Genomic DNA, 25,763 nt, shown 5'->3' on the forward strand with positions numbered 1-25,763 from the left:
TTCTAAACCGTATTACCTATAAATAGGCATTTTGCTTATTTTACTTCAACTTCAGCTCCAGCTTCTTCTAACTGTGCTTTTAAAGCTTCAGCTTCGTCTTTCGAAACTTTTTCTTTAAGCGCTTTTGGAGCTTCATCTACAACTGCTTTGGCTTCTTTCAGACCAAGGCCAGTTAGTTCTTTAACGAGTTTAACAACTGCAAGTTTCGATGCACCAGCAGCTTTTAAGATCACGTCAAATTCAGTTTGTTCAGCAGCAGCCTCTTCGCCACCACCTGCAGCTGGTCCTGCAACTGCTACTGCAGCAGCAGCTGGTTCGATACCATATTCGTCTTTTAGAATACCAGCTAATTCGTTAACCTCTTTAACAGTCAAGTTTACTAACTCTTCTGCAAGCTGTTTTAAATCTGCCATTTTTATTTCTTTTTAAATATTATTTCAAAAAAATTATTCTTTTTCCTTCAGTGTATCAAGAACACCGTGAATGATATTACCACCAGACTGCAACTGTCCGAGAACTGTTTTCATTGGTGATTGTAACAGAGCAACAACATCAGCAATAAGCTCGTTTTTAGATTTAACGGCTATTAATGCCTCCAATTGGTCGGCTCCCATGTAAACTGATTCTTCAACATAAGCTGCCTTTAAAACAGGCTTTTTATGCTTTTTAGCGAAGTCTTTAATCAATTTAGCAGGAGTGTTACCACTTGAAGAAAACATTACTGTGGTGTTTCCCTTTAGTGCATCAAAAATCTCTTCAGCCTCTTTATTAGAGTTCTCAAGAGCTTTTCGTAGTAGAGTATTCTTAACAACAACCAGTTTTACATCTTGGCTGAAACATAGTCTCCTTAAATCACTGGTATTTTCAGCATTTAAGCCGGCAATGTCGGTCAGGTAAAAATGGTCGTATGAATCTATCTGTTCTTGTAACTGATTAATAATAACTTGTTTCTCTGAACTCTTCATAATTCTCATTTTTATTCTGCAAACGACTTAGCTTCTACTTGAATACCAGGGCTCATGGTACTTGATAAATAGATACTCTTAATGTAGGTTCCTTTTGCAGCAACAGGTTTTAATTTGTTGATCGTGTTGATAAATTCAACGGCATTTTCTTTAATCTTATCAGGAGAGAATGAAACTTTCCCGATTGAAGTATGAACAATACCAAATTTATCAACTTTAAAATCAATCTTACCCTGTTTTACTTCGGAGATAGCTTTTCCAACTTCCATGGTTACTGTACCACTTTTTGGGTTTGGCATTAAGCCACGAGGACCTAAAATACGTCCTAACTGCCCAACTTTCCCCATTACTGGAGGCATGGTAATAATAACATCTACATCGGTCCAACCACCTTTTATTTTCTCAACGTACTCGTCAAGTCCTACATAGTCGGCTCCGGCATCTTTGGCTTCCTGCTCTTTGTCAGGAGTAACCATTGCCAAAACACGTACCTCTTTACCTGTCCCATGGGGTAACGAAACTACGCCTCTAACCATCTGGTTAGCTTTTCTAGGATCAACTCCAAGTCTTACATCAATATCAACTGATGCATCAAATTTGGTAAATGTAATTTCTTTCACCAACTCTGCTGCTTCATCGATAGAGTAAACTTTTCCTTTTTCGAGTTTATCCGAAGACGCTTTTTGATTTTTCGTAATTCTGCCCATCGTAAAAGATATTTTTAGTTATTGAATGGTGAAGCACCTTTTACAGTGATTCCCATACTTCTGGCAGTTCCAGCTACCATTTTCATCGCTGATTCAACTGTAAAGCAGTTCAGGTCAGCCATTTTGCCTTCGGCAATAGACTTTACCTGATCCCAGGTTACCGAACCCACTTTTTTAATGTGAGGTTCTGGTGAACCACTTTTCAGTTTCGCAACTTCTAATAATTGAACAGCCACAGGAGGTTGTTTGATTATGAAGTCAAAAGACTTGTCTGCATAAACAGTAATAATAACAGGAAGTACTTTTCCTGCCTGGTCTTGTGTACGACCATTAAACTGTTTACAGAACTGCATAATGTTTACCCCTTTGGCACCCAATGCTGGTCCCACCGGTGGTGAAGGATTAGCTGCACCACCTTTGATCTGTAATTTAATTAATCCAGCAACTTCTTTCGCCATAACAATAAATTAAAGCGTTACTATTCCTTTTCAACTTGCATAAAGCTAAGTTCCAAAGGAGTTTTACGTCCAAAAATCTTCACCATCACCTGCAGCTTCTTCTTCTCCTCATTGATTTCTTCAATGGTTCCGTTAAAGCCGTTGAATGGTCCGTCGATTACTTTCACAGTTTCTCCTACCACATATGGGATATTGATTTCTTCGTCGGTTTCTGCCAATTCATCCACACGACCCAAAATCCTGTTTACCTCGCTCTGCCGCATCGGCACCGGATCTCCACCCTTGGTGTCGCCTAAAAATCCGATTACGTTAGGAAAATTCCTTAGTGTGTGTGTAACTTCACCCACTAAAGCAGCTTCGATTAAAACATACCCCGGAAAAAAGTTTCGCTCCTTACTGATTTTTTTACCATTTCGGATCTGATAAACTTTTTCGGTTGGTATTAAAACCTGATCTACATACCCTTTGAGGTCTCCTACCGCGATTTCGTTCTCGATATATTCTTTAACCTTCTTCTCTTTGCCGCCAATCGCACGCAGAACATACCATTTTTTACTATTTTCGCTCATAAAGCCTTAAGGGTTTTGATTAATAAAATAATCCATAAATAAAATCCATTATGTTTCTGAATGACAGATCCATAACGAAAATAACTAATGATATTATAAAGGAAGCAATCATTACTACCAAGGCGCTACTTTGTAGCTCTTTCCAAGTTGGCCATGTAACTTTATGCATCAGTTCATCATAGGCCTCTTGTATATATACTTTTAGTTTCATTTAGTATAACTTATTTTGCTCGGAAGGTAAGGTTCGAACTTACTGTTTATCCAACCACTCCCACTATTGAGTTTCAACCGAAATTAATCCCGGGCCGTAACCCGGGATTAAATCTATTTCTTTATATCTTAATATTAAAGAATTTCAGTTATCTGACCTGCACCTACTGTACGACCACCTTCGCGGATTGCGAAACGAAGACCTAAGTTCAATGCTACCGGATAAATCAAATCTACTTCAATAGTTACGTTATCACCAGGCATAACCATTTCGCGACCTTCTTCCAGGTGAATTTCGCCAGTTACGTCAAGAGTACGTAAGTAGAATTGAGGACGGTATTTGTTATGGAATGGAGTGTGACGACCACCTTCTTCTTTTTTCAATACATAAACCTCAGCTTTAAATTTGTTATGAGGAGTGATTGAACCAGGTTTTGCCAAAATCTGTCCACGTTTGATTTCTTTCTTGTCAACACCACGCAACAACAAACCTACGTTGTCACCTGCCATACCTTCGTCCAAAATCTTACGGAACATCTCAACACCAGTACAAACAGTCTTACGACCTTCAGCACCCAAACCGATCAACTGCATTTCATCACCTGTGTGAATAATACCAGTTTCGATACGACCAGTTGCTACTGTACCACGACCAGTGATTGAGAATACGTCCTCAACAGGCATCAGGAATGGTTTATCAATATCACGTGGAGGAAGTGGAATCCAAGTATCACAAGCATCCATCAACTCAAGAATTTTTTCTTCCCACTCTGGCTCTCCGTTTAAACCACCAAGAGCAGATCCCATTATAACAGGAGTGTTGTCGCCGTCGAATTCGTAGAAATCAAGAAGCTCACGAACTTCCATTTCAACAAGTTCTAACAACTCTTCGTCGTCAACCATATCCACTTTATTCAGGAATACAACCAAACGAGGAACGTTTACCTGACGTGCAAGAAGAATGTGCTCGCGAGTCTGAGGCATAGGACCATCAGTAGCAGCAACAACGATAATAGCACCGTCCATCTGGGCAGCACCAGTTACCATGTTCTTTACGTAGTCGGCGTGACCCGGACAGTCAACGTGTGCATAGTGACGTGTTGCTGTTTCGTACTCAACGTGAGCAGTGTTAATTGTAATACCCCTTTCTTTCTCTTCAGGAGCGTTATCAATTTGATCAAATGCTTTTACTTCGCAAAAGCCTTTTTTTGCTAAAACAGTAGTAATAGCAGCAGTTAAGGTAGTTTTACCATGGTCAACGTGGCCGATAGTACCAATGTTCACATGGTCCTTGTCCCTGTTAAAATGTTCTTTAGCCATAATTGCAAAATTTTAATTTATTATCTTTTAAATCATCTGAGCCGAAGACGAGAATTGAACTCGTGACCTCATCCTTACCAAGGATGCGCTCTACCCCTGAGCTACTCCGGCCTTAAACACACAAAGAGACGGGAATTGAGAACAATTGCTTGTCCAAAATTCCAATCTCTGTTCTGAGCGGGAAACGGGACTCAAACCCGCGACCCTTAGCTTGGAAGGCTAATGCTCTATCAACTGAGCTATTCCCGCTTATAGTCTACTGGCAAAAAATGCCGTGCAAAATTACAACTTTTTTCCAAACAACCGAATATTTTTCACTACTCGTGTGCTTTTTTTCAATTTTTCTCATTTTTCTTTTTGCAAAGCGAAATTCAAAAAACCATTTCAAAAGCTTCAATTCTCTGCAAAGCACTCTATTTTCAGCTGTCTTCAGAACGCCCCTAAAAAGGGTGTGCAAATGTAAAAATATTATTTTAAAAAACTAAGATTTAGACTTTAATTTTTAAATATTATTTACTCTTCAATTTTTCCTTGTATTTAACAAGCTGTTTCTTAATAGCATCGATAGCTAAATCTGTCGCTTCTTCAAATGTATCTGCCTGCTTTTTGGCAAAAAGATTCTCCTTTGAAGGAATGGAAACTTTTAACTCAGAAACTTTATTATTTGCTGCCTCGGGCTTTGCAACCTTAAGGATTACCTCAGCCTTTAATATACCATCAAAAAAAGTATCCAGTTTGCTTACTTTTTTATTTACGAATTCCACCAACTTCTGGTCGGCGTTAAAATGCACTGAATTAATTTTTACTTCCATAATTAATCGTTTTTACCACCACGGGGGTGGGCTTGTTTATAACTCTGTTGCAGCTTCTCGAATGTGGTATGTGTGTACACCTGAGTTGCTGCCAAATTTGCATGTCCCAGCAATTCTTTTACTGCATTAAGATCGGCACCATTATTCAACAAATGTGTTGCGTAAGTATGCCTCAAAACATGCGGACTCTTCTTTTCTAGAGACGTTACCCTTGCTAAATTATTTTTCACAACGCGGTAAACCAGTTTTTCGTAAATCTGCTTTCCTTTTTCCGTTACAAATAAATAGCCACTATTGTTTACGATTTCGTCGTTTCTTATTTCTAAATAATCATTAAACAATTGGTTAATTTCTCTTGGATATGGAACAATCCTTTCTTTATTACGTTTCCCCAGCACCTTTATCAAATATTCGACGGTGTTAAAATCCCTGTCTTTTAGGTTAATTAACTCTGCCAAACGAATACCGGTCCCGTAAAATAACGAAATAATCAGTTTGTCTCTCCTCCCCCTGAACCCATTATCAAAAAGATCATCATCTAACAGATGGTTCAGGTTATTCTCCTCAACAAAATGCGGCAGCTTCTTCCTTATTTTCGGAAGTGGAACTTTTATAGCCGGATTGATATCAACAACCTGCTCGCGAAGCAAAAAGTTATAGAACGACTTTACCGCTGTCATCATTCTGCTTACCGAACTCGGATTATAATCGTGCTCCATTAAGTCTACCACCCAAGAACGCAGTAGTTTGAGGTCAACATCATTAACAACAAAATCCCCGACCATTTTTGTGCAAAATTCCACAAACCGATCGAGGTCTTTTTCATATGCTTTCACCGTATGAGGAGAATACCTCTTCTCATACTTCAAAAAATTGATAAACGATTCCTGATAACTCATTGGCCATCTAAACTAATAATTCAGGAATCACCAAAGAAAACTTTAGTCTTCCTGTTGCTGCAGACCTTGTACGTATGCTGCCTTTTTCAATTCTTCCCTTCTTCTCACAGAAGGCTTGGTGAACTTCTGACGATCACGTAACTCTTTAATAACGCCAGTTTTCTCGAATTTTCTCTTGAACCTCTTCAAAGCTCTTTCAATATTTTCGCCTTCTTTAACCGGAATAATAATCATATCTTTCGGATTTACATTTTAAAAATTGAGGCGCAAATTTAGAAATAATTCATAGTATATCAAATTTAAAGCAAAAAAATAATAATTCCTATCGAGAAAAAATAGTTTTCACTTTTTTAACGACAGGTTATATAGGGCCTTATTTTATCAATAAACTCAGCATCAATTGATTCAAGTGCTTCCAGTTCCGATAAATTTTTTATGGGTCCGTTTTTATCCTTTTCATTTAGTATTGCGTTTACCTTCGATTTATCAAAATAAGGATGACTGATCATTTCTGAGAATTCGGCATAATTAATTCGAATTGGTTTTATTGCTGTTGTATCAATAGTAACAGAAGGTTTAATGGACGTGAGAAGCTCTTCTGAAAAACCATAAACTTCCATTAATTGATTGGTCATGTAAAAGCCACCAAGCAGGTTGCGGTATTTTATAATGCGCGATGCGTAAACCGAACCAATCCCATTTAACTGAATCAGGTCGGAAGTATCGGCACTATTTAGTTCAACAATAAACAATTCTTCTGGCGACACCTTTTGCGGCTCTATAACCACTTCGATTTTCAGGTAAGGGGAAATCTGTTTATAGGTAGCCGAATCGACTCCATATATCTTTAAAAGGTCCTCTGGCCTGCGATAACTTCCGCCGCTTTCTCGATACGACACAATATTATCGGCCTGATAGGAAGTAAAGCCAAACTTTTGCAATTCCTCCTTGCCCGCCGTATTCGGATCGAAGAATCCTAACGGTTGTGTTGTTTCTGGCTCGTAGGTTCTTTTTGTTTGCTTTTTTGAAGTGGCTTCAGGTATAACAATGTATGGGGCGACATACTGAAATACCGAATCGCTCATGCCGTAAAGTTTCCGCAAATCGTTTTTCGATTTAAAACTTCCGCCGGCAGCACGATATTTCATGATGTTCCGTTTAATTTGTTCGGGCAAATCCAACGAATCGAGCGCACTTTCATCTATGATATTCGGATTAAAAGTAAAAAGACTTAATACCTCTCCATTTTCATCTGGCTGCCAGGCTGCGTCCCACTGCGCCTGTATCTCCTGAAATTGTTCCGGAGTATAATAAGGTTTAGGCGCTATTCTTTTCACGAAAGCATTAGCGCCAAGCAACAGCAAAATCAAAATTGACAAGATAATGATACCTACCCGGTCGCCTCTGGTGTAGGAAAGAAATCCATTTTTTATTTTAAGCCAGGCTTTTCTCATTGCATCTGGGTTAAATAGTTGACATTGATTGACGTTTTGCTAAGTTACAATATTGAAATTAAGTAAGCAAAACAATACAATCGTACCAGGACATTCTTATACACAATGCAACAACCGAATAATGGAGTTCTAAAACTCCTGTTCGAAAAGCAAAAACGGATACCGGGCAGTTAGAATTTTAACAGCCCGAAATTATTCAACATTACAATGGCAATTGCTATTGGAGCAATAAATTTCACCAGGAACATAAATATAGACAGAAGCGCTCCCGAAAGTGTTCCACCCTGCGATACTTCTTCCTGAACTTTTTTACGTCCGAAATACCAACCAATAAATAAGGCAATAAACATACCTCCAATTGGCAGGAATAAGTTAGCCGAAATCCAGTCCATTAAATCGAAAATATTCAATCCAAAGAATGTATATGGCGATAATACGCCCATTGAAAGTGAGCACAAAACACCTAATATTGAAATAAGAACTGTTGCCAAAATAGTTGATGCCTTCCGGCCCATATTGAATTCTTCTTTGAAATAGGCCACAACAACCTCCAGAATTGAAATGGAAGATGTTAGTGCAGCTACCGACAGAAGTACAAAAAACGCGATTGAAAATATATAACCACCCGGCATTTGATGAAATACGTTAGGTAGTGTAACGAAAATCAAGCCGGGCCCCTGGCTTGGTTCGATACCAAAAGCAAACACAGCCGGAAAAATTGCAATCCCTGCCATTATTGCAATTACGGTGTCAGCAACCGTTACATTAATAACAGTATTTACCAGGTTATTATCTTTCTGTACATACGATCCGTAGGTTATAAGTGTACCCATTCCTAGGCTAAGCGTAAAAAAGGCATGACCTAATGCACTTAAAATACCATCGGCAGTAAGTTTTGAAAAATCAGGTTTAAACAAAAAGTTAAGGCCGGCTTTTGCTCCTTCAAGCGAAACAGATTTAATACACAAAAAGACAAGTATAATAACCAGCAATGGCATTAAAATTTTAGTGTACTTCTCAATCCCTTTTTGAATACCAACAATAACAATTGCAGCACTCAGAATCATAAATATTAGCTGATATATCACCGGTTTAACAGGCGATCCGATAAGTGTAGTAAATAACATTCCTATCTCATCGGGGCTTTTAGTTGAAAATCCATTCTCCAGAGACAAGACAATATATTCCAGGCTCCAACCGGCAACAACACCGTAAAACGATAAAATCAGAAATGCAGCCCCCACGCCTAAAATACCAATATACCGCCACGGTGTGCCCGGAGCAAGAACTTTAAACGCACCAAAAGCATTCTTCCTCGAACTTCTACCAATAATTAATTCTGATAACATAACCGGAATTCCAATTGCAAGGATAAAAGCGAGGTAAACAAAGAGGAACGCAGCACCGCCATAAACTCCGGCGATGTAAGGAAATTTCCAAATATTACCCAGACCAACTGCCGAACCCGCAGCTGCTGCTATTACACCAAATTTTGAACTAAATGAATCGCGGTTACCCGAAGGAAGATTTGACATAGAAACTAATATTTTGAGAGCTGTTCTCTCCTTTAACTAACAATATGTAAAAATTTAAGCCCCAAAAATGCAAAAAAATAATTCATAACCAGCAAAGCTCACAAAAAACATTCGTGTTTGGAGCCATTCACCATCAAGAATTAAAATTCGGCTCCCAAACAGTCTTCCTCACACAAAAAACAGCCGTCCTACGCCGGGAAAACACGCTCCTACACTCAAAAAACCCATCCTACGACGAAAGAGGTGTTTCCTACACCGAAAAGTATGCGTCCTTCGACGTCAAAAACTCGTCCTTCACATCAAGGACGAGATTTTTACAACAAAGAACGGTCGCTTTATAGCATTTATCCACAATATCTTCATTTCATCCAGGTTTTCTTAAAAAAAGAACCAGTCATGCTTGTTGGCAACGTATAGAAAAATGATTTTGAACTGCCGGGATGAAGTATTTCTTCCGGCTTGATCTGAGAAGCTTAAAACGGGTAACCAATGGCGAACGAAAAAGTAAAGTCACTTCCTTTATAGCCCCGGTTACCAATAATCCATCGCTCTCCCTGAGGCGCCGCGGGGTCTCGAAGTTTCATACCAATATCAGTACGGAGAATAAAATACGATAAATCGAAGCGGAAACCGGTTCCGGTACCAACAGCAAACTGCCTGTAAAACTTGTCCACTTTAAAAACAGCCCCTTCGCGGTTATCACTACTGTTAATTGCCCAAATGTTTCCGGCATCCAAAAACAGTGCACCTTCCAGCGATCCTAACAAACGAAAGCGATATTCGATATTGGCCTCCAGTTTAATATCCGATGATTGGTTTGGATAAGCATTCTCATCTTCCGGGGTGTAGGTACCCGGCCCCAATGATCGAACCTGCCACGCCCGAATTCCGTTCGCACCACCGGCAAAATATTGTTTTTCAAATGGCAAAAAGGGTGAGTTTCCGTAAGGTAATCCTACGCCGCCGAACAATCGCCCCACCACGTAATTGTACCGGTCAATCTGGATTGCCTTCCTCAGCTCCAGGTCGGCTTTAACGTATTGGGCAAAACGTACATTAAATACTTTGTAATATTCGGAAATTTTCTGGGTAACGGAGTCTTGCTCAAAGGTTAGATCGCGGCCTGCAAGTTCCGATATTGCCCAAAGTAAATTTCCCGACGACTCGACATTTAATCGTGCATACGTATAATTTCTACTTGACGAAAGCCGCTGATTGTTGAATATCAACGAGTAGTTCATGGCAAAAATCAGGTGGTCGGTAAAACTACTCTTAATATATAAATCCTGAATGGAGTTGATAAACTTCGGATCGAATTCATACAATCGAACCACGTTCATATCCATGAAATTCCAGAGGTGCTGATAGTTTTGAGAGGTCTTCCAATCGTAACCAAATTTAAAGTTGGTAATGGTTCGGGTGTATTCGGGCCGGCGCTGAAAGTTATAACCTATATTAAAAACGGTTTTCGGCAAATACTTCCCAAAACTTTTTATGTATTTACCCGGCCCCAAAAGTTTTGGTACCATTAAACTGGTTTCAACACCAAATTCGCGAGTGTTAAAAGCTTCCGAAGTTCCGTCGCCTACCGACCTGTGCAGGCGCTCAGTTGCCCCTTTTAACCGCACCTGAAATACCTCGGCACCTTTAAACAGGTTTCGGTGCTGGTAATATATATTTCCAGCCACACCCAAATTACCAGATGTGTTGGTCCCCTCAATATCAAACGAAGTGGATTGTTTATTTAATGGTGCCAACCGAATATTGCAGTCGAGCAAATTGGTATCTTGTTCCGGGTAAGTCTCTTCAAACTGAATATCGACAAACCGAAACTGACGCAATCGGTTCAATGCATTAAACGTGTTTTCAACCTCGGTAATATTATAAAGGTCGCCGCTTTGCATTTGGTTTGTCCGGATAAAAAGCCCGGGTGGATACGAAACCTGTTCGTTGGCATAAAGTGTTGAGTTATCCCAATACAGGGTGTCGGAGAAATTATACTCTTGTTTTCGGTTTGATGTAACCGGTGTATTTCCGGGCATTACCGAATAGTAAAAATTATTCAGGTAATAAGGCTTTAATAACTTTGTGCTGTCAACCTGGCTCGACCGGGGTTCTCCAATAAAAAGATCGAGAATTACCTGTTTGTCATACAGTGTAGAATCGGCAAGATAGCGTACCTGGTTGTTCGAGAAATAATAATAGCCGTTGTTTTGGTATAAATTTACGATTCGTTTCTGCTGCTTCTCCAGTTCGTAAATATCGAAAGCGGTGCCGGCCTGCATTTGGTATTTAGCCGAATCGTTAAAAAATATCTTTTGTAACTCAGTAGTTTCAAAGTGGTAATTTACCCGTCGGATTTTATACTGATCGCCTGATTCGACCGAGAATTTTAGTTTTGCCTTCCGTTTCTTTTCATTCAACTGAATATCCTGGGTAACTTTAGCCTGGTAATAACCACGTTGCCCCATGTACCCTTCCAGTTGTTCGGCCGACCGTTCTGCCATAACCTTATCGTACAGCTGAGGGGCCTCCCCAATTCGTTTGAGCCAATCGTCGGTCTTTTTCTTTGACGACATATTGTACAGCAACAAATAGAATTTAATAAACCCAAGGATCTTGTAATTTTCTTTTTGCCGTAAAACAGATTTGGCTTCTTCCCTGCTCACCTCCTGGTTGTCAAGTTCGAGTTCCACCTTTTGCAACAAATACTCTTGTTCGGCCACAAAACGAGTTTGAGAACACGATGCAAGCAGCATTGCAGATAAAACAAATATCCACTTGTAGCTTCCTATCTTTTGCCTGTAATACTTCTCTGCCAAATCCTACAACTTTTATTGATCAAAAATAACCTCGTGTTTTCCAGAAACAGTAACTTTACCACAAATATTATATGAATTCAGTTCAAAAATAAATGATTGGTAAAAGTACAACAAAACTTATTAATTCGCTGGCTTTAAAAAAATACCGTACAAAAGAAAACTGCTTTCTTATTGAAGGGGATAAAATGGTGAAAGAAGCGCTGGATTCAGACATGAAGATCAAACTATTAATTGTTACCGATCAATTCTTAAACCGTTTCCCGATTACACAAAACGATGCAGTAAGAATTATTGAAACGGATGCCAACGAACTAAAAAAGGTGAGCCTGTTACAACATCCGCAAAACAGCCTGGCCGTTTGTGAAATTCCTGAGAAGCCGGATTTTCCCGATTCTCTGCCCGATGGGTTATCCGTTTATCTTGATGGAGTTCAGGACCCCGGCAACATGGGAACCATTGTGCGAATTTGCGATTGGTACGGTATTCAGCATCTTTTTTGTTCGCCCGATTCCGTTGATCTGTACAACCCCAAAGTAATCCAGGCAAGTATGGGCTCTTTCAGCCGGATAAAACTGCATGAATGTGATTTTGAAGAACTCGCCAACTTAGCACATAAATCAGAAGCACCCTTGTTTGGTGCATTTATGAATGGCGATAACATTTACCAAAAGCAACTACCTAAACAAGCCGTGCTTGTAATGGGCAACGAAGGAAACGGAATAAGACCTGCAGTTGAAAAACGAATAACGAACAAATTGAGCATTCCTAATTTTTCAGAAAATGAAATAAAAGCCGAATCATTAAATGTATCGGTTGCGACTGCAATACTTTGCTCCGAATTTAAACGTGCTTATTCAAAGTGAAATGAAAGGGTAAAAATCTTTGACCGCAGATTTTTTATCGACTGTGCGTAATATAAACGTTGTGTTGGTGCCGGAAGGTCGCCCAGCTGATCATTCAATCCAAAACTAAATTTGGCTTCCAGCGAGAACCTGAAAAATGCAAAATAATGATCCCAGCCACCACCAACTTCCGCATAAAAACCACCGGTCTTCAACTTAATCAAGTCTTCTTGCGCGGTTCGCGAAATATCGTGTCGATAGGCTCCACCAAAAATCACATAAGGCCGGTCGTTGTTAATGCGTCGGGCCTTGTATTTTACCAATAAGGGAAAATCGAGAAAAGTAGATCGAACGGTGTAGAAAGAAAGATCTTCGTCGTAAACATTAATATCTTTTACCGGTACATTAAAAGTTAACTGCCGTTCGCCAAACGACAAGCCCGGTAGAAAACGTAAGTTGAAATCTTTTGAAAGCCTCATACTTGTTACAATTCCAACGGTAAATCCGGGAACTAAGGTAGCCACATCTGAACGGATTTGACTATCCCAGATTATTCGATCGAGCGGATAAGGTACAAAATCAGGATTTTCGCCGATAGGATTGTAATTCACCACATTAAAATCGAGGGTATTCATCCCTATAGTAAAACCAAAATGAAAAAGTTTATCATCAAATGTAGTCAGGTAGTTAATTTTTTGCTTTTGCCCAAAAACACTACAAGCTGCAATAAGGAATATGATTGAGATTAAAACTTTTTTCACCTTCTTAAAGTTGCTTTTATGAAAAACAAAAAAACAAATAATTTATTGTTTGCTTTGTTTTAATTGTTGGGTTTATGTGCCATATAAATTGAGGCAATTCCAAAAGTTTGTCGATAACATTCATTCTGAACAAAACCAACATCAGCTAAAATAGTTAAAAATCTGTCACCATCAGGGAATTCATTTACCGATTCGGGCAAATAAGTATACGCCCTGCTGTCTTTCGATACCATTCGGCCAATTAAGGGCAAAATGCGCATGAAATAAAACATGTAAATCTGTTTGAAAGGGAAACTCACCGGTTTCGAAAATTCGAGAACAAAAAATACGCCTCCGGGTTTTAAAACACGTTTGATTTCGGAAAGCCCTTTTTCCAGATTTTCGAAATTACGAACGCCAAAACCAACAATGGCGGCATCAAAAGTTCCATTGCCGAAAGGCAGGTTTTCGGAATCGGCTTTTTGAAAGCTGATTTTGTCTTCCAGTTTTTTTGCCCTTATTTTTTCCCGTCCAACATTCAGCATTCCTTCTGAAATGTCGATACCGGTAACTTTTACATCGCCCAGTTTTAAAGCGGCAACAGCAAAATCGCCGGTACCCGTTGCAATATCCAGAATATTTTCGGGCTGATATGGCCGTAGTTTATTAATGGTTTTTCTGCGCCATATTTTATCAATATTCAACGATAGTACATGGTTCAGAAAATCATAACGGTGAGAGATATTATCAAACATCTCCTCTACCTGACCTTTCTTGGATTGTTTTGATTGCTTATAAGGAAGAGCTGCCATTAAGATCCAACCGTCATTTTATCGATGTAACCCAACGACTGATCGTCGATTCTGATCTCTCCTTTGGTAACATGCCCTAAGGTAAAGAAAGGCACATTTATTTCCGACATTGCATCAACGAACTCATCCTCTTTGTCAGGATTTACACCAACAATTAAACGGCCCATCGATTCGCCAAAAAGGAATGCATCGTTTCTGGTCTCTGCATCTGGTGTGATATCAAATCCTAATTCATTTGGGATGGCAGCGCGTAATAAGGTAAAGAAAAGTCCTCCTTTGCCAACCGGGCTGGCACTTTCTATCAGCTTTTTACCGATTAAGGTTTTTATTGCTTTCTGAACCGCAATTTCATCCTCGATATTAAACGCAGGTAGAGGTGACTCAGAAATACCGTGGTAAAACTCGAGATATTCCGATGAGTTGATGTCGTCGAGCGACCGGCCAATTACAAATATGTGGTTACCTTTCTTTTTAAAGCTATGGGTTATTAAATTTTCGCCTTCGGGCACCTGTGCCATAATACTGATGATAATAGTTGGAGGCACCGGACCGTGTTCCGAGAAATGGTCAAAGCGAATTTTCCGATCAGAAATTTTAAGCCCGAACTTTGCCGCAGCATTTTCGAGGCCTTTTTTGGCACCTGAAGCAATAAACTGACCGTTTGGATCGGCAAAATCGATGTGATACAAAAATGCACTAACTGCAAAAGGCTGAGCGCCAAAACACAACATTTTACGTGTAGCACGCGAGATTAAAATTTCGGTTGCTTTCTGAGGATCGCTTTCCAAATGGTGATGAAAAGCGTGCGTGCTCATGGCCATTCGTGTGCCATTACCTTCCAACTCAAAAATTCCTATTTCATCGGTTTCGCTTTCACCAATTGACTCGGGCGAAATACCCTGATCGCTAAAATCATTGAAATAGTTAATGGTTGATAAGTTTGGATTAACCATTAAGGAATATACTATCTCCTCCAGGTTCTCCGGTTCAGGAATCATATCGATCGAGAACTCTTTTTCAGTCTGAACAGCATTACTCATACAGCATTTCTTTTCTTGTTAACCTTAAGCAAAGGTAATTAAGTAGCCGATTCTACCATAGATTTTAAAGTATTTTTTAACGCTAGTTGCCGTTGACATAAACCGGATATAGAATTTTTGATACATAAGTTTAAATAACCTGACAAAGGAAGACCGGTTTCATTGTCCCCTACTTTTCAAAAGCAATGTTCTGTTATTTAAAGGACAATAATTTAATTAACTTTGCAGTTCAATTTCAAAAAAATGTCAGAAGCTATAGTAATTACTCCGGTTAAAGATTCGTTGCACACGACTCAACGAACAATTAAAGCTATAATGGAAGCCGGTGGCAATTTTTCGTATTATGTATTTAATGATTTTAGTCAACCCGAAACGAAACAGTATCTTGATTCGGCGGCTAAAGAACTTGGATTCACGGTAGTTCACCTTGAAGATATTACCGATACACCGTCGCCAAACTACAAGATCGTACTGCAGAAAGCCCAGCAACTCGCTCTCGAGGCAGGAGTTCCTTTGCTGATAATTGAATCGGACGTGGTGGTTAAAAAGGATACCATCCAATCGTTACTGGATATAATGAAAGCAGAGCAAAAACCGGGCTTGGTTGGCGCCATTACCGTTGATGAAAATGGTGATTATAATTTCCCGTATAATTTCGAAAAAATGAAAAGTGACGATGTTGTCGACACTTCGCATAGTTTAAGTTTTTGCTGTACGCTTATTTCGGTTCCTTTTCTTGAAAAATTTGATTTTAAGGAGTTAGCTAAAGATAAAGATTGGTTTGATGTTTTTATTAGCCGTCAATCGAAAAAAATTGGCTTTACCAATTACCTGGCAAAAGGTGTAAGAGTTTTGCATCTGCCCCACTCAAGCAGGCCCTGGAAAAATCTAAAATATAAAAACCCGGTGCTTTATTATTTAAAAAAGATATTTTTAAAGCGCGACAGAATTTAAATGCGAAAACACCTGCTAAATAAACGTAACAAGATTTTCGGGCACATTCTTTTTTGGATGGCCAGCGTTGTGTTTTTGTGTTTCCTGTTTTTCATATATAGCCGCGAGTTTAATTTAACCTCCATTGCAAAATCAGTGGTTATAAACGCCGGCTTTGCGGTAGCGGTTTATCTTAACCTAAATATTCTTATCCCCCGGTTCCTGATTCGAAAACAATACATTTATTACATCTTTTGGCTGGTGGTTCTGCTTTCGTTCAGCAGTTTGTTTGTGCAGGTCCTCATTGTTTATCCTTTACGGCAATTTCTCGAAGTATCGGAACGATTACAATCATTAAGTACCGAAACCCACTCGGCCTTTTTCTTTGCCACACTTTTTTATATCGGGATAACCACATTTTTAAAGCTGTTTAAAGATTGGTTGTCGCTACAGGATTTAAACTACAAACTGGCCAAAACCGAAAAGGGGAAACTTGAAGCCGAGCTAAAATCGTTAAAAGGACAGTTAAATCCCCACTTTCTATTTAATTCGCTTAACAACATTTACTCCTTGTCGCTTATTAACTCCGAAAAAGTTCCTGACTTAATTTTGCGTCTTTCCGACCTTATGCGTCACATTATTTACGAATCGAAGGATAACTTTATTAGTTTGCGAAAGGAGATTGAGTTTGTGGATAATTTCATAGCACTTCAGCGAATCAGAGTAGCAGAAAATACCGCTATTAATTACGAAAAACCAAATATTACAAACTCTTCTTACATTGCTCCGTTGCTTTTTGAACCTTTCATCGACAATGCCTTTAAACACGGTCTTCCCGGCACCGAAAATGATTATATAAACATCTCCATAAGTACAAACGAAGACTGGTTAAATTTTAATCTTGAAAACAATTTTGCGGAGCCGGAGAATTTTGACTCAAAAAATTCCGGAATAGGAATCGCTAACGTAAAACAACGCCTTAAACACCTATACCACGCCAACGAATATCAGCTCGATATAAAACAAGAAGAATTTACCTATTCTGTTCATTTAAGACTAAAACTTAAAGACCATGGCAATTAAAGCACTAATAATCGACGATGAACCCCTGGCCCAGAATGTTATCAAACAATATGCGCTAAAAATTCCTTCGCTTGATATTGTTGGGGCATGCAACGACGCCATTTGTGCCCAGGAGTTTCTACTTAAAAATAAGGTGGATCTCCTGTTTCTTGACATTAACATGCCAAAACTTTCAGGCATTTCATTTCTTAAAAATCTGAATAAAAATGTATTAGTCATCTTTACAACGGCCTATTCGGAATATGCCCTCGAAGGTTATGAACTTAATGCTTTGGACTATCTGAAAAAGCCTTTCTCTTTTGAACGCTTTTTTAAAGCTTTTGTAAAAGCCGAAGAAATGTATTGGCTAAAAAACAAAGCCGAAAGTACATCAGAAAATGAAACAACTACAGACTTTCTGTTCATTAAATCGAACAAGAAGACGATTAAAATTAAATTTACGGATATACTTTACATCGAAGGTCTAGGCGATTACATAAAAATACATGTTAGTGATAACAAATTTGTTACCAACCTGTCGATGAAAAAGATTCATTCACTTCTGCCCCAGGACCAATTTTATCGAACGCATAAATCATTTATTGTTTCGGTAGACAAAATTGAATCGCTTGAAGGCAACCTGGTTTCTATTAACGGTGAGAAACTTCCTATCGGCAACAGTTACCGCCAGGACTTTTTTGCTTACATAAATAAGTTTACCGCCGATTAATCAGCTAAAAATCCCTGAGCTTTTATTGTTTCCAACATCTTTGCGGAAAAGAATTCATTATCCGCTTTTTTATATCTCACATCGGTAAATACCTGCGCTAATGTTTGTTTACCATTTTCGGCTACAAAAGCTTTCGACGATTCCAGACTTTCTTTAAACGCATACAATTCGTTGATTCTCTCCTGATCATAATCCTGGTATACTTCGTCATGAATAATACCTTCTACGGGAATCCTATCTGTTAATTCCGGAGTCTCTTCAGGATAGCCGATGGCAACAGTCGTGACAGGAAATGTTAGTTTTGGTAAACCAAGTACCTCGATGTGTTCTTTTGCATTGTAGGCTGTTGTACCCAGGTAGCAAATTCCCAGTCCATTATTTTCGGCAGCTATACACACATTTTGTGCGGCCAGCGAAGTATCGATTACCGCATTGGTAAAAGAGATTAAATTGTTGTAGCCCGGTTGCGCTTCGTTATGCAGGCACCATTTGGAAAAACGATTAAAATCGGCTACAAAAGTGAGGAGTATCGGAGCATTTTTGGCAACAGGTTGATTAAAATGTAATGGAAGTAGTTTTTGCTTCCTTTCAGCATCTTTAGTTACAATTACACTATACAGCTGCATATTTCCCGTTGTAGAGGCTCTTGTACCTGAGTAAATGATACTTTTCAACAAATCAGGATCAATTACTTTCTCCGAAAATTTCCTGATGGACACGTGCTTATTTAATAACTCCATATAACCTGTTTATTTAAGAATTACGAGATCACAAAAGTATTGAAAATAAAAAAAGGGAAGCTAAAAGCTTCCCTTTTTAATCAATCAATTCGGTATTATCTTTTAATCAATCTTACTGATTTAACAATTTCGCCATCAGCGGTTAATGTGATTATATAAACACCGGCATTCAGATTTCCGGTAGGTATTTCATAATCCGGAGATTCAATATCAAGCACACGTTGACCAGCAATGTTGGAAATAACTACACGGTCAAGTTCTGTTGCCATGTCAATTCTAATGAACTCATTAAATGGGTTAGGATAAACTTTAAAGTCAGCAACTTTAAAATCAGGTTCAGTTCCCAACGGATAATCGTCACCTGTTGTGAACGACCAGTTTCCTGTAACTCCATCCCAGGCCATTCCGTCGCCCATAACAATACCGCTATCGACAGAAACGGTATAAGTAGTGTTAATTGCCAGGGCACCAAGTACCAAATAATCGTAGTCAATTGTAATTGTATTTCCATCAACCATATCAGCTGTAATTGGTATTACAAGCGTAGCTTCAGTTGAGTCTACTGCTGTTACAGTTAGGAATCCACTTACTGATTCGTTAAATGTAATCGGAACCTCATTAGTAAAAACAATTGTAAAGACGGCATGATTTGTTTCTATTGTAACACCATTCGGACTTACAGAGTCAAGAACAGGCATTGCTCTTTCTCTGGCATCAAGTGTTAAAACCACTTCTTCAACGCATGCTGCCTCAATGTCATTATATAACATATGACTTGTTTGGCCTTCAACTTCAGCTACCAGCATCGTATCAATTGTACCGTACACAAACTGTGTTGTATCGCCAACATAAACGCTTAGCAAGGTGTCCATGCTTATTGGGTAAGCTAACTCCAATAAAGTATCCGTCATGCAACCATGTGCATCCGTTACACTAATATCGTGAACTCCTCCGCCTAAACTTAATTCTGTTCCGGTGGTTGCTTCGCCGTTAAGCATGAAAGTATAAGGAGCAACACCCCCTGCAGCGGCAAGAGTAATACCTGTTGTACAGCCATCAACACTGCCTTCTGTAACGGTTAATTCAAGTGGAGTTACCTGATCGAATTTCATCGTTTGAATAACAGCCTCACAGCCTTTATCATCAACAACAGTAAATTGATAAAAAATATCATTACCATCAGAACTGAAGGCAAACTTCTGGTCTAATTTTATTGGTTCGTTAAACCATGCTGATGTATCGGTATAATCACCAGCTGCTGTTTCAATTTTTTGCCAAAGCACCTGGTACATTCTACCCTCTTCAAAAGCTACTTCAACCCATGCTGAAGCCATTGTATCATCAGAACAAGTAACATCAGAAAGTACAAATTCAATTGGAGGCACAGGATCAATAGTGATTACATTAGAAGTATCGGTACATCCATTGGCGTCCTTCACAATAACAAAGTAGTCATTATCAATTGCTACCAAAAATGAATTAGATGTCTGAAAATCTGTCTTAAGAACTGAATTCTGCCAAAGCTGGTACATAAAACCTGTGCCTTCAGTACCTCCGCTAACTGCTGTTTCGATATAACCAATGTTATCTCCCGGACATGTAAATTCACCTTCGGCTTTATCAAGAAGCGCTTCTAAAACCTGAGGCTCTGTAAAAGTAACCGTATCACGTCCTACACATCCATTTTCATCTGTAACAACAATATAGTATGTACCGGCACCCAGGTTGGCAAGAGTATTTGTTTCATCATCGTTAATCGTCACTGTATAAACAGGATTTTCAACAACTACTCCATCCTTATAAATCATTACATCATCAGCGTTTACACTGATACTTCCGGTTAAATCGCCGTTACAAGCCGGCGCATTCATTACAGTCACGTCAACAACAACTTCCATTACCGGTTTTTGAATTTCTACGTTCCAGGCATCGACCGAACTTCCAAGATCATCCTCTTCTCCTCCAATCACACATCCGTTGGCATCCATTGCCCAAACAAAATATGTTCCGGGTTCAGTAACCGTAAAAATACTGTCTGTTTGCCAAGCTGAACTATCTGCATCCGGTACGGTAATATATTCGGGTAATTTAGACAACTCCGCGAAATACTTATAACCACCTGCTCCGCCAGATACCTGCACCGAAAATTTACCATCTTCTATACATACTATATCTTGTATATGCGTAGTATTTAACATTAATGCTGTTGGTTCTTCAACCATTATATCATCAATAGAAAAGTCGCAACCAGCCGCGTCTTCAATTCTAACACTGTAAGTGCCGGCCACCAGACCTGTAAAAGTGTTTACACCAGCCGCATCGTAAGCCATATCTGCAGTAACTGTACCTGTTAAGTACAAATGGTATGGTGCAACACCTCCGGTAACTTCGCTTATCATGATTTCGCCATTGGCACCGCCGTTACACAATACGTTTTTGGTAACAGTAGCTATACCCGAGATTGCCGCAGGAGCAGTTATTACCGCTGTTGCGAATCCTTCGCAGGAATTGTCTACTCCCCAGTTTTCAATAACTTTTACGTTATAAGTACCGGCGGGTAAATCAGTATAGGTAACAGAAGGCCCACTAATATTGGAACTCCATAACTCGTCGTTTACATATACATTATAATCGACTGGATATGCCCCCAAATGACCTCCGGAAATTGTTACAGTGAACGCTCCATCGGGACTACATACACTATTAACATTATCAACGGCTGTTGTTACAGCGACAGGTGCCGGCTCACTGATGATGAAAGTTACACTCTCGGTTGTACAATCCGGAGCCAAAGCGTCGCGAACCTGAATCACATATTCTCCTGCCTCGGTAACAACGATATCTTTATAATCGGAACCATCAGGGAAATCTCTCCAGTTATTGTTATTAATCTTGAACTGGTATGTCCCGCTACCTCCTGCAGCCCAGATCTCAATTAAACCATCACTTGCCCCATTACACGACATATCTTCAAAGTTATGGTTGCTGATAACCACCGCGTCACCTGGTGCAGCTCCAGCTACATCAATATTTGCTGTTTCCGCCCAACAACCTTCAGTATCAGTAGCAATTACTTTATAAGTTCCGTAAGGAAGACCGGAATATACCGTATCAGCTACACCAACATAAGGAGTAACGTTTACCCAAGCTGCTGCCTCCCATACTTGTAAAGTATAAGTATATACTCCAGTACCTCCTTTAGCAGAGAATACTGTAATTTCTCCGGTGCTTTCTCCACCACAGGCGATATCTGTTACAGCTGCTGCAGCATCAGTAATAGTGACATTACACTGAGCCTTTAGCTCCGTAACAAAGCCCACCATTAAGAAAAGTAACACCAAACTAAAAATCCTTGTAAACATTTTTCTCATAGAACTTCTTTTAAATTGAACTTAAGCGATTGGTAGATTCTAATATCTCTAATTTTATTATTCCTTTAGGAAAATTGGTTTCAATTTGCGCTATATATCTTTGATATATGCCTAAATTTCCGTCAATGTACAAAATATAACTTGCAAAAAAGACATTCTCCGGCACTATGTTTTCAACACGACTAAACCAAATTTCAGGCTTAGTCGTTAATATCCTGCTATTTTTTGGGTTAAAATGCCGTCCAAATTCTGCATTTACCTACAATTTTAAGCTTATTTTTTTAAATTCATATAATAAAAAACCTATTTTTTCGCTTATAAGTAATGAGACCAGTTTTCGCAATGCAAAGAATCGACCATAAATATACCAAAAACCACTACTTTTCAAGACATTACATTACAGGAAAATCCAATTTATCTTTCAAAATGAAGGCTATTGCCAAAGCATTTTTAACCGGCTTACTCCTGTTCATTCTGACGCTATTTATTGGCTCATGCAAAACGTGCAAATGCCCTGCTTACAGTTACCAACAATTACCGCAAACAGGAATTACCGCACCTTCAAATTCGTAACTTCAATTTACTACATTCTATTTGCGATTTGGCTGCAAAATCGTTCCATTTGACGATCCATCCATTTTATACCTTATTGAAGGACCGGAAATCCGTTTTACTAAAAATTCCCTGTTTTTTTAGCCAATACATATTTATCTGCCAAAATTTTTGGGCAATCTCCTTCCGGTTTATCATATTGACAACCTGCTCTTTAATCAATTTTCAAACCGGCGAGAATGCCATATTCACAATCTTCCTTTAAAATAGGCCGCAAAATGCCACTTATTCCATGCAAAACACTTTAAGTAAATATTAAGGTTCGGACGAAAAAAAAAACAGCGCTTGACTCAATAAATAATTTGTACTTACTTTGTGGGGCTAAAAAAATACAGGCAGTTAAAACCTGAAAGCGAAATAATTACAATAAATTTCTTTTAAATAAATTTAAACTTTCTCAACTATGATTAAAATAGGTATTAACGGATTCGGTAGAATCGGACGTTTTGTATTCCGTCAGGCAGTTGCCAAAGGAACTGTACAAGTAGTTGCTATCAACGACCTTATCGACGTTGACTATATGGCTTACATGTTGAAATATGATTCAACTCACGGTCGTTTCGACGGTACTGTTGAAGTAAAAGACGGTGCTTTGATTGTTAACGGAAACGTTGTTCGCGTTACTGCTGAGCGTAATCCTGCTGACATTAACTGGGGTGCTGTTGGTGCTGAGTACGTTGTTGAATCAACTGGTCTTTTTTTAACTAAAGAATCAGCTCAGGGTCACATCGACGCAGGTGCTAAAAAAGTTGTAATGTCTGCTCCATCAAAAGACGACACTCCAATGTTCGTTATGGGCGTAAACAACAAATCATACAGCAATGATATGACTTTTGTTTCTAACGCATCTTGTACTACAAACTGTTTGGCTCCTATCGCAAAAGTATTGAACGACAACTTCGGTATTGTTGACGGTTTGATGACTACAGTTCACGCTACTACTGCAACTCAGAAAACAGTTGACGGTCCTTCAGCAAAAGACTGGAGAGGCGGACGTGGTGCTGGTCAAAACATCATCCCTTCATCTACTGGTGCTGCTAAAGCTGTTGGTAAAGTAATTCCTGAACTGAACGGAAAACTTACAGGTATGGCTTTCCGTGTTCCAACTCCTGACGTATCAGTTGTTGACCTTACTGTAAACCTGGCTAAAGGTGCTTCATACGCTGAAATTTGTGCAGCAATGAAAGCAGCTTCAGAAGGTGAATTGAAAGGTATTTTAGGTTACACTGAAGATCAGGTTGTTTCTAACGACTTCATCGGTGAAACTCAAACTTCTGTTTTCGATGCAAAAGCAGGTATCGCTTTAACTGACACTTTCGTAAAAGTTGTATCATGGTACGACAACGAAATGGGTTACTCAGCAAAAGTTTGCGAATTGATCGAGTACATGGATTCAGTAAAATAATTTTACAATTATATACTGTATGGAAAGGGATGTCGAAAGGCGTCCCTTTTTTTATTTACTGAAGTTGGAAGGATTGAAGGACTGACGACTTGAAAAACTATTGACTGAGTTTTTCTGTTGATGAGATTGATGCAGATTGAATTAAGATTGATGGAGATTGATGGAGATTGAATTCGTATAAGCACTAACAGATCCTCTCGCTTCGCTTCGAGATGACAAACACTTTTGCTACCGACGCTACGGTCGGGATTTGGCTTTGGCCGATTTTCAATTCGCTACGCTCAACTTTTGCCTTTCAACTTTTTACTTTTGCCTTACGTTTACTCGTAACGTAACGATTCGATCGGATCGAGCTTTGAAGCTTTTTGTGCCGGATAATAACCGGAAATAATTCCCACAATAAAACACAACACAACACCCAGAATGATCCAGGTCCAGGGGATAAAGAAAGGTGAATCGATAAGGCGGGCAACGCCATTTCCGGCCAATATTCCAAGGATTATTCCTACAAATCCGCCCATTTGCCCAACAAGAATTGCTTCCATTAAAAACTGCTGTTTTACGGTAGTACTTTTGGCTCCGATAGCTTTCCTGACCCCAATTTCGCGGGTACGTTCGGTTACCGTTACCAGCATAATATTCATTAAGCCAATAGCCGCGCCGAACAACGTAATCAACCCGATTATTGTTGCCACCAGCGTAATATTCTTAATGTTTTCCAGAAGCATGTTGGCCAGGTTATCACTTTTTTCGATGCTAAAGTCCGAATCGTCGAGTGGATCCAAATTTCGCACCACCCTGAAAATGGCTTCTGCCTGACCGACTGCCGCATCCATCAACTCCGGACGATCGACTTTTACCTGCACATCAAAATTCATGTTTGGACGCGAGAAATAAGCCCTCGAATTCGTAAAAGGGATAAAACAAATCCTATCGCTGTTCATTCCAAAACCACTCCCCTTTTCTTTTAAAACACCAACAACTTTGTATTTTCCGCTACCTATACTCACCACTTTCTGCAAGGGATTTTCGCCTCCTTTAAATAAACTTTTTGCCAAACTACTGCCCAAAAGCACCACATTTCGGCCATCCTGAATGTCGTGATTACTAAAACTTCTGCCCGTTCCGATTTCGTAACCCGCTGTTCCCAGATAATTTTCGTCGATTCCACGAACAGCAATATTCGGATTTGTTTTTTCCGACTGGTATTTTATCGTGGCTGCCCCGGTTGACGAAACCGAAATAGACGTTGTTGCCGGAAAATCGAAAAGCTCCTTAAATTCCTTTGCCTGATAGTACGAAATGTACGAGTAGTTTTTTGTACGATAGCGAATATTTCCCTGCGTGCGCAATCCTCCGCTTGTAATCGAAAAAGTGTTGGCACCCATCACGGCAAATTCTTTGGTTATCGAGTTTTTTATCGAATCGATAGCTGTTAAAATTCCAACCAATGCTGTTATTCCTACGGCAATAATCATAACGGTAAGCGTGGTGCGCAACAGGTTGCTTTTCACCGAAGAGAAAGCTACTCTCAAATTTTCGAAAAATAATGTGGTCGATCGCATAAGACTAATGTTGTCTGTAATTATAGCATCAATACATTTGTAAAGTTAATCAGCTTATAATTACCATAAAAGACTATTTTTTTTGAATTTAAATTCTCCGCCAAATTATAAAACTTCAATTACCTTATTACCAAAAAATTACTTTATCTTCGCCCACTTG

24 protein-coding genes and 2 tRNA genes are annotated in these 25,763 nt (G+C 39.2%); 5 read left to right on the top strand and 21 right to left on the bottom strand.

Annotated features, from left to right (window positions below; translation table 11 throughout):
* Positions 1-35: 35 nt before the first annotated feature.
* From rplL to tamL, 15 genes are all read right to left on the bottom strand, one after another.
* Positions 36-413: a 50S ribosomal protein L7/L12 gene (gene rplL, locus G4420_RS02595; RefSeq protein WP_045026362.1), complete on the bottom strand. Its 378-nt coding sequence runs from the start codon at positions 411-413 to the stop codon at positions 36-38.
* 33 nt (positions 414-446) lie between these two features.
* Positions 447-965, bottom strand: coding sequence for a 50S ribosomal protein L10 (gene rplJ / locus G4420_RS02600; protein ID WP_163322035.1), 519 nt, complete (start codon positions 963-965; stop codon positions 447-449).
* 11 nt (positions 966-976) lie between these two features.
* Positions 977-1,672 carry a 50S ribosomal protein L1 gene (gene rplA, locus G4420_RS02605; RefSeq protein WP_163322036.1) on the bottom strand — a complete coding sequence of 232 codons (696 nt, stop codon included), beginning with the start codon at positions 1,670-1,672 and terminating at the stop codon, positions 977-979.
* Between the two features lie 14 nt (positions 1,673-1,686).
* Positions 1,687-2,130 (bottom strand): 50S ribosomal protein L11, encoded by a 444-nt coding sequence (gene rplK, locus G4420_RS02610; RefSeq protein ID WP_163322037.1) that lies wholly within the window; start codon positions 2,128-2,130, stop codon positions 1,687-1,689.
* A gap of 20 nt (positions 2,131-2,150) precedes the next feature.
* Positions 2,151-2,699, bottom strand: a complete 549-nt coding sequence (nusG, locus tag G4420_RS02615; RefSeq protein WP_045026358.1) for a transcription termination/antitermination protein NusG — start codon at positions 2,697-2,699, stop codon at positions 2,151-2,153.
* 19 nt (positions 2,700-2,718) lie between these two features.
* Positions 2,719-2,910: a preprotein translocase subunit SecE gene (gene secE / locus G4420_RS02620; RefSeq protein WP_163322038.1), complete on the bottom strand. Its 192-nt coding sequence runs from the start codon at positions 2,908-2,910 to the stop codon at positions 2,719-2,721.
* A 134-nt stretch (positions 2,911-3,044) separates the two neighbouring features.
* Entirely contained in the window at positions 3,045-4,229 is a 1,185-nt protein-coding gene (gene tuf, locus G4420_RS02625; RefSeq protein ID WP_163322039.1) for an elongation factor Tu, read from the bottom strand.
* Between the two features lie 39 nt (positions 4,230-4,268).
* Positions 4,269-4,340 (bottom strand) — tRNA-Thr (locus G4420_RS02630).
* A 65-nt stretch (positions 4,341-4,405) separates the two neighbouring features.
* A tRNA-Gly gene (locus G4420_RS02635) sits at positions 4,406-4,478 on the bottom strand.
* 260 nt (positions 4,479-4,738) lie between these two features.
* Positions 4,739-5,041 carry a ribosome hibernation-promoting factor, HPF/YfiA family gene (hpf, locus tag G4420_RS02640; RefSeq protein WP_163322040.1) on the bottom strand — a complete coding sequence of 101 codons (303 nt, stop codon included), beginning with the start codon at positions 5,039-5,041 and terminating at the stop codon, positions 4,739-4,741.
* Between the two features lie 2 nt (positions 5,042-5,043).
* Positions 5,044-5,940, bottom strand: a complete 897-nt coding sequence (locus G4420_RS02645; protein WP_163322041.1) for a tyrosine-type recombinase/integrase — start codon at positions 5,938-5,940, stop codon at positions 5,044-5,046.
* Positions 5,941-5,982: 42 nt separating this feature from the next.
* Positions 5,983-6,174, bottom strand: coding sequence for a 30S ribosomal protein S21 (gene rpsU / locus G4420_RS02650; RefSeq protein WP_038556031.1), 192 nt, complete (start codon positions 6,172-6,174; stop codon positions 5,983-5,985).
* A gap of 116 nt (positions 6,175-6,290) precedes the next feature.
* Positions 6,291-7,394: a helix-hairpin-helix domain-containing protein gene (locus G4420_RS02655; RefSeq protein WP_163322042.1), complete on the bottom strand. Its 1,104-nt coding sequence runs from the start codon at positions 7,392-7,394 to the stop codon at positions 6,291-6,293.
* Between the two features lie 170 nt (positions 7,395-7,564).
* Positions 7,565-8,929, bottom strand: a complete 1,365-nt coding sequence (locus G4420_RS02660; RefSeq protein ID WP_163322043.1) for a sodium-dependent transporter — start codon at positions 8,927-8,929, stop codon at positions 7,565-7,567.
* Between the two features lie 473 nt (positions 8,930-9,402).
* The gene (gene tamL, locus G4420_RS02665; RefSeq protein ID WP_163322044.1) at positions 9,403-11,751 is read right to left on the bottom strand and encodes a translocation and assembly module lipoprotein TamL; all 2,349 of its coding nucleotides are present in this window, start codon (positions 11,749-11,751) and stop codon (positions 9,403-9,405) included.
* Positions 11,752-11,843: 92 nt separating this feature from the next.
* On the opposite strand from tamL, the gene G4420_RS02670 reads away from it, so the two are divergent.
* Positions 11,844-12,614 carry an RNA methyltransferase gene (locus G4420_RS02670; RefSeq protein ID WP_163322045.1) on the top strand — a complete coding sequence of 257 codons (771 nt, stop codon included), beginning with the start codon at positions 11,844-11,846 and terminating at the stop codon, positions 12,612-12,614.
* Here the strand turns inward: G4420_RS02670 and porT are convergent.
* From porT to G4420_RS02685, 3 genes are read right to left on the bottom strand one after another with little or no spacing between them, the layout of a single operon-like run.
* The gene (gene porT / locus G4420_RS02675; RefSeq protein WP_163322046.1) at positions 12,602-13,354 is read right to left on the bottom strand and encodes a type IX secretion/gliding motility protein PorT/SprT; all 753 of its coding nucleotides are present in this window, start codon (positions 13,352-13,354) and stop codon (positions 12,602-12,604) included. The genes G4420_RS02670 and porT overlap by 13 nt on opposite strands.
* Before the next feature lie 59 nt (positions 13,355-13,413).
* Complete coding sequence (gene ubiE, locus G4420_RS02680) at positions 13,414-14,145, bottom strand: bifunctional demethylmenaquinone methyltransferase/2-methoxy-6-polyprenyl-1,4-benzoquinol methylase UbiE (RefSeq protein ID WP_163322047.1); 732 nt, start codon at positions 14,143-14,145, stop codon at positions 13,414-13,416.
* Positions 14,145-15,185 carry an AIR synthase-related protein gene (locus G4420_RS02685; RefSeq protein WP_163322048.1) on the bottom strand — a complete coding sequence of 347 codons (1,041 nt, stop codon included), beginning with the start codon at positions 15,183-15,185 and terminating at the stop codon, positions 14,145-14,147. Before G4420_RS02685 ends, ubiE begins: the two co-directional genes overlap by 1 nt.
* A 243-nt stretch (positions 15,186-15,428) precedes the next feature.
* Between G4420_RS02685 and G4420_RS02690 the strand changes: the two genes are divergently transcribed.
* The 3 genes from G4420_RS02690 to G4420_RS02700 are packed head-to-tail and all read left to right on the top strand — an operon-like array spanning position 15,429 to position 17,910.
* The gene (locus G4420_RS02690; protein ID WP_163322049.1) at positions 15,429-16,139 is read left to right on the top strand and encodes a glycosyltransferase; all 711 of its coding nucleotides are present in this window, start codon (positions 15,429-15,431) and stop codon (positions 16,137-16,139) included.
* On the top strand, positions 16,140-17,201 hold the full coding sequence (locus tag G4420_RS02695) for a sensor histidine kinase (protein WP_163322050.1): 1,062 nt from the start codon (positions 16,140-16,142) through the stop codon (positions 17,199-17,201).
* Entirely contained in the window at positions 17,191-17,910 is a 720-nt protein-coding gene (locus G4420_RS02700; protein WP_163322051.1) for a LytR/AlgR family response regulator transcription factor, read from the top strand. The genes G4420_RS02695 and G4420_RS02700 overlap by 11 nt, the downstream gene beginning before the upstream one ends.
* Here the strand turns inward: G4420_RS02700 and G4420_RS02705 are convergent.
* A complete protein-coding gene (locus tag G4420_RS02705; protein ID WP_163322052.1) occupies positions 17,907-18,650 on the bottom strand; it encodes a nitroreductase family protein in 744 nt (247 codons plus the stop codon). The two genes, G4420_RS02700 and G4420_RS02705, sit on opposite strands and share 4 nt — an antisense overlap.
* A 95-nt stretch (positions 18,651-18,745) precedes the next feature.
* Positions 18,746-22,021 carry a T9SS type A sorting domain-containing protein gene (locus G4420_RS02710; protein WP_163322053.1) on the bottom strand — a complete coding sequence of 1,092 codons (3,276 nt, stop codon included), beginning with the start codon at positions 22,019-22,021 and terminating at the stop codon, positions 18,746-18,748.
* Between the two features lie 1,015 nt (positions 22,022-23,036).
* Here G4420_RS02710 and gap point away from each other — a divergent pair.
* A complete protein-coding gene (gene gap / locus G4420_RS02715; protein ID WP_163322054.1) occupies positions 23,037-24,038 on the top strand; it encodes a type I glyceraldehyde-3-phosphate dehydrogenase in 1,002 nt (333 codons plus the stop codon).
* 320 nt (positions 24,039-24,358) lie between these two features.
* On the opposite strand, the gene G4420_RS02720 is transcribed toward gap, so the two are convergent.
* The gene (locus G4420_RS02720; RefSeq protein ID WP_045026339.1) at positions 24,359-25,603 is read right to left on the bottom strand and encodes an ABC transporter permease; all 1,245 of its coding nucleotides are present in this window, start codon (positions 25,601-25,603) and stop codon (positions 24,359-24,361) included.
* Positions 25,604-25,763 lie beyond the last annotated feature (160 nt).

The organism is Draconibacterium mangrovi, assembly GCF_010586825.1.
GTDB classification, from domain to species: domain Bacteria; phylum Bacteroidota; class Bacteroidia; order Bacteroidales; family Prolixibacteraceae; genus Draconibacterium; species Draconibacterium mangrovi.

Coding starts and splice junctions, on each gene's coding strand:
- rplL (WP_045026362.1), bottom strand. CDS start 413: ATGGCAGATTTAAAACAGCTTGCAGAAGAGTTAGTAAACTTGACTGTT.
- rplJ (WP_163322035.1), bottom strand. CDS start 965: ATGAAGAGTTCAGAGAAACAAGTTATTATTAATCAGTTACAAGAACAG.
- rplA (WP_163322036.1), bottom strand. CDS start 1,672: ATGGGCAGAATTACGAAAAATCAAAAAGCGTCTTCGGATAAACTCGAA.
- rplK (WP_163322037.1), bottom strand. CDS start 2,130: ATGGCGAAAGAAGTTGCTGGATTAATTAAATTACAGATCAAAGGTGGT.
- nusG (WP_045026358.1), bottom strand. CDS start 2,699: ATGAGCGAAAATAGTAAAAAATGGTATGTTCTGCGTGCGATTGGCGGC.
- secE (WP_163322038.1), bottom strand. CDS start 2,910: ATGAAACTAAAAGTATATATACAAGAGGCCTATGATGAACTGATGCAT.
- tuf (WP_163322039.1), bottom strand. CDS start 4,229: ATGGCTAAAGAACATTTTAACAGGGACAAGGACCATGTGAACATTGGT.
- hpf (WP_163322040.1), bottom strand. CDS start 5,041: ATGGAAGTAAAAATTAATTCAGTGCATTTTAACGCCGACCAGAAGTTG.
- G4420_RS02645 (WP_163322041.1), bottom strand. CDS start 5,940: ATGAGTTATCAGGAATCGTTTATCAATTTTTTGAAGTATGAGAAGAGG.
- rpsU (WP_038556031.1), bottom strand. CDS start 6,174: ATGATTATTATTCCGGTTAAAGAAGGCGAAAATATTGAAAGAGCTTTG.
- G4420_RS02655 (WP_163322042.1), bottom strand. CDS start 7,394: ATGAGAAAAGCCTGGCTTAAAATAAAAAATGGATTTCTTTCCTACACC.
- G4420_RS02660 (WP_163322043.1), bottom strand. CDS start 8,929: ATGTCAAATCTTCCTTCGGGTAACCGCGATTCATTTAGTTCAAAATTT.
- G4420_RS02670 (WP_163322045.1), top strand. CDS start 11,844: ATGATTGGTAAAAGTACAACAAAACTTATTAATTCGCTGGCTTTAAAA.
- ubiE (WP_163322047.1), bottom strand. CDS start 14,145: ATGGCAGCTCTTCCTTATAAGCAATCAAAACAATCCAAGAAAGGTCAG.
- G4420_RS02685 (WP_163322048.1), bottom strand. CDS start 15,185: ATGAGTAATGCTGTTCAGACTGAAAAAGAGTTCTCGATCGATATGATT.
- G4420_RS02690 (WP_163322049.1), top strand. CDS start 15,429: ATGTCAGAAGCTATAGTAATTACTCCGGTTAAAGATTCGTTGCACACG.
- G4420_RS02695 (WP_163322050.1), top strand. CDS start 16,140: ATGCGAAAACACCTGCTAAATAAACGTAACAAGATTTTCGGGCACATT.
- G4420_RS02700 (WP_163322051.1), top strand. CDS start 17,191: ATGGCAATTAAAGCACTAATAATCGACGATGAACCCCTGGCCCAGAAT.
- G4420_RS02705 (WP_163322052.1), bottom strand. CDS start 18,650: ATGGAGTTATTAAATAAGCACGTGTCCATCAGGAAATTTTCGGAGAAA.
- G4420_RS02710 (WP_163322053.1), bottom strand. CDS start 22,021: ATGAGAAAAATGTTTACAAGGATTTTTAGTTTGGTGTTACTTTTCTTA.
- gap (WP_163322054.1), top strand. CDS start 23,037: ATGATTAAAATAGGTATTAACGGATTCGGTAGAATCGGACGTTTTGTA.
- G4420_RS02720 (WP_045026339.1), bottom strand. CDS start 25,603: ATGCGATCGACCACATTATTTTTCGAAAATTTGAGAGTAGCTTTCTCT.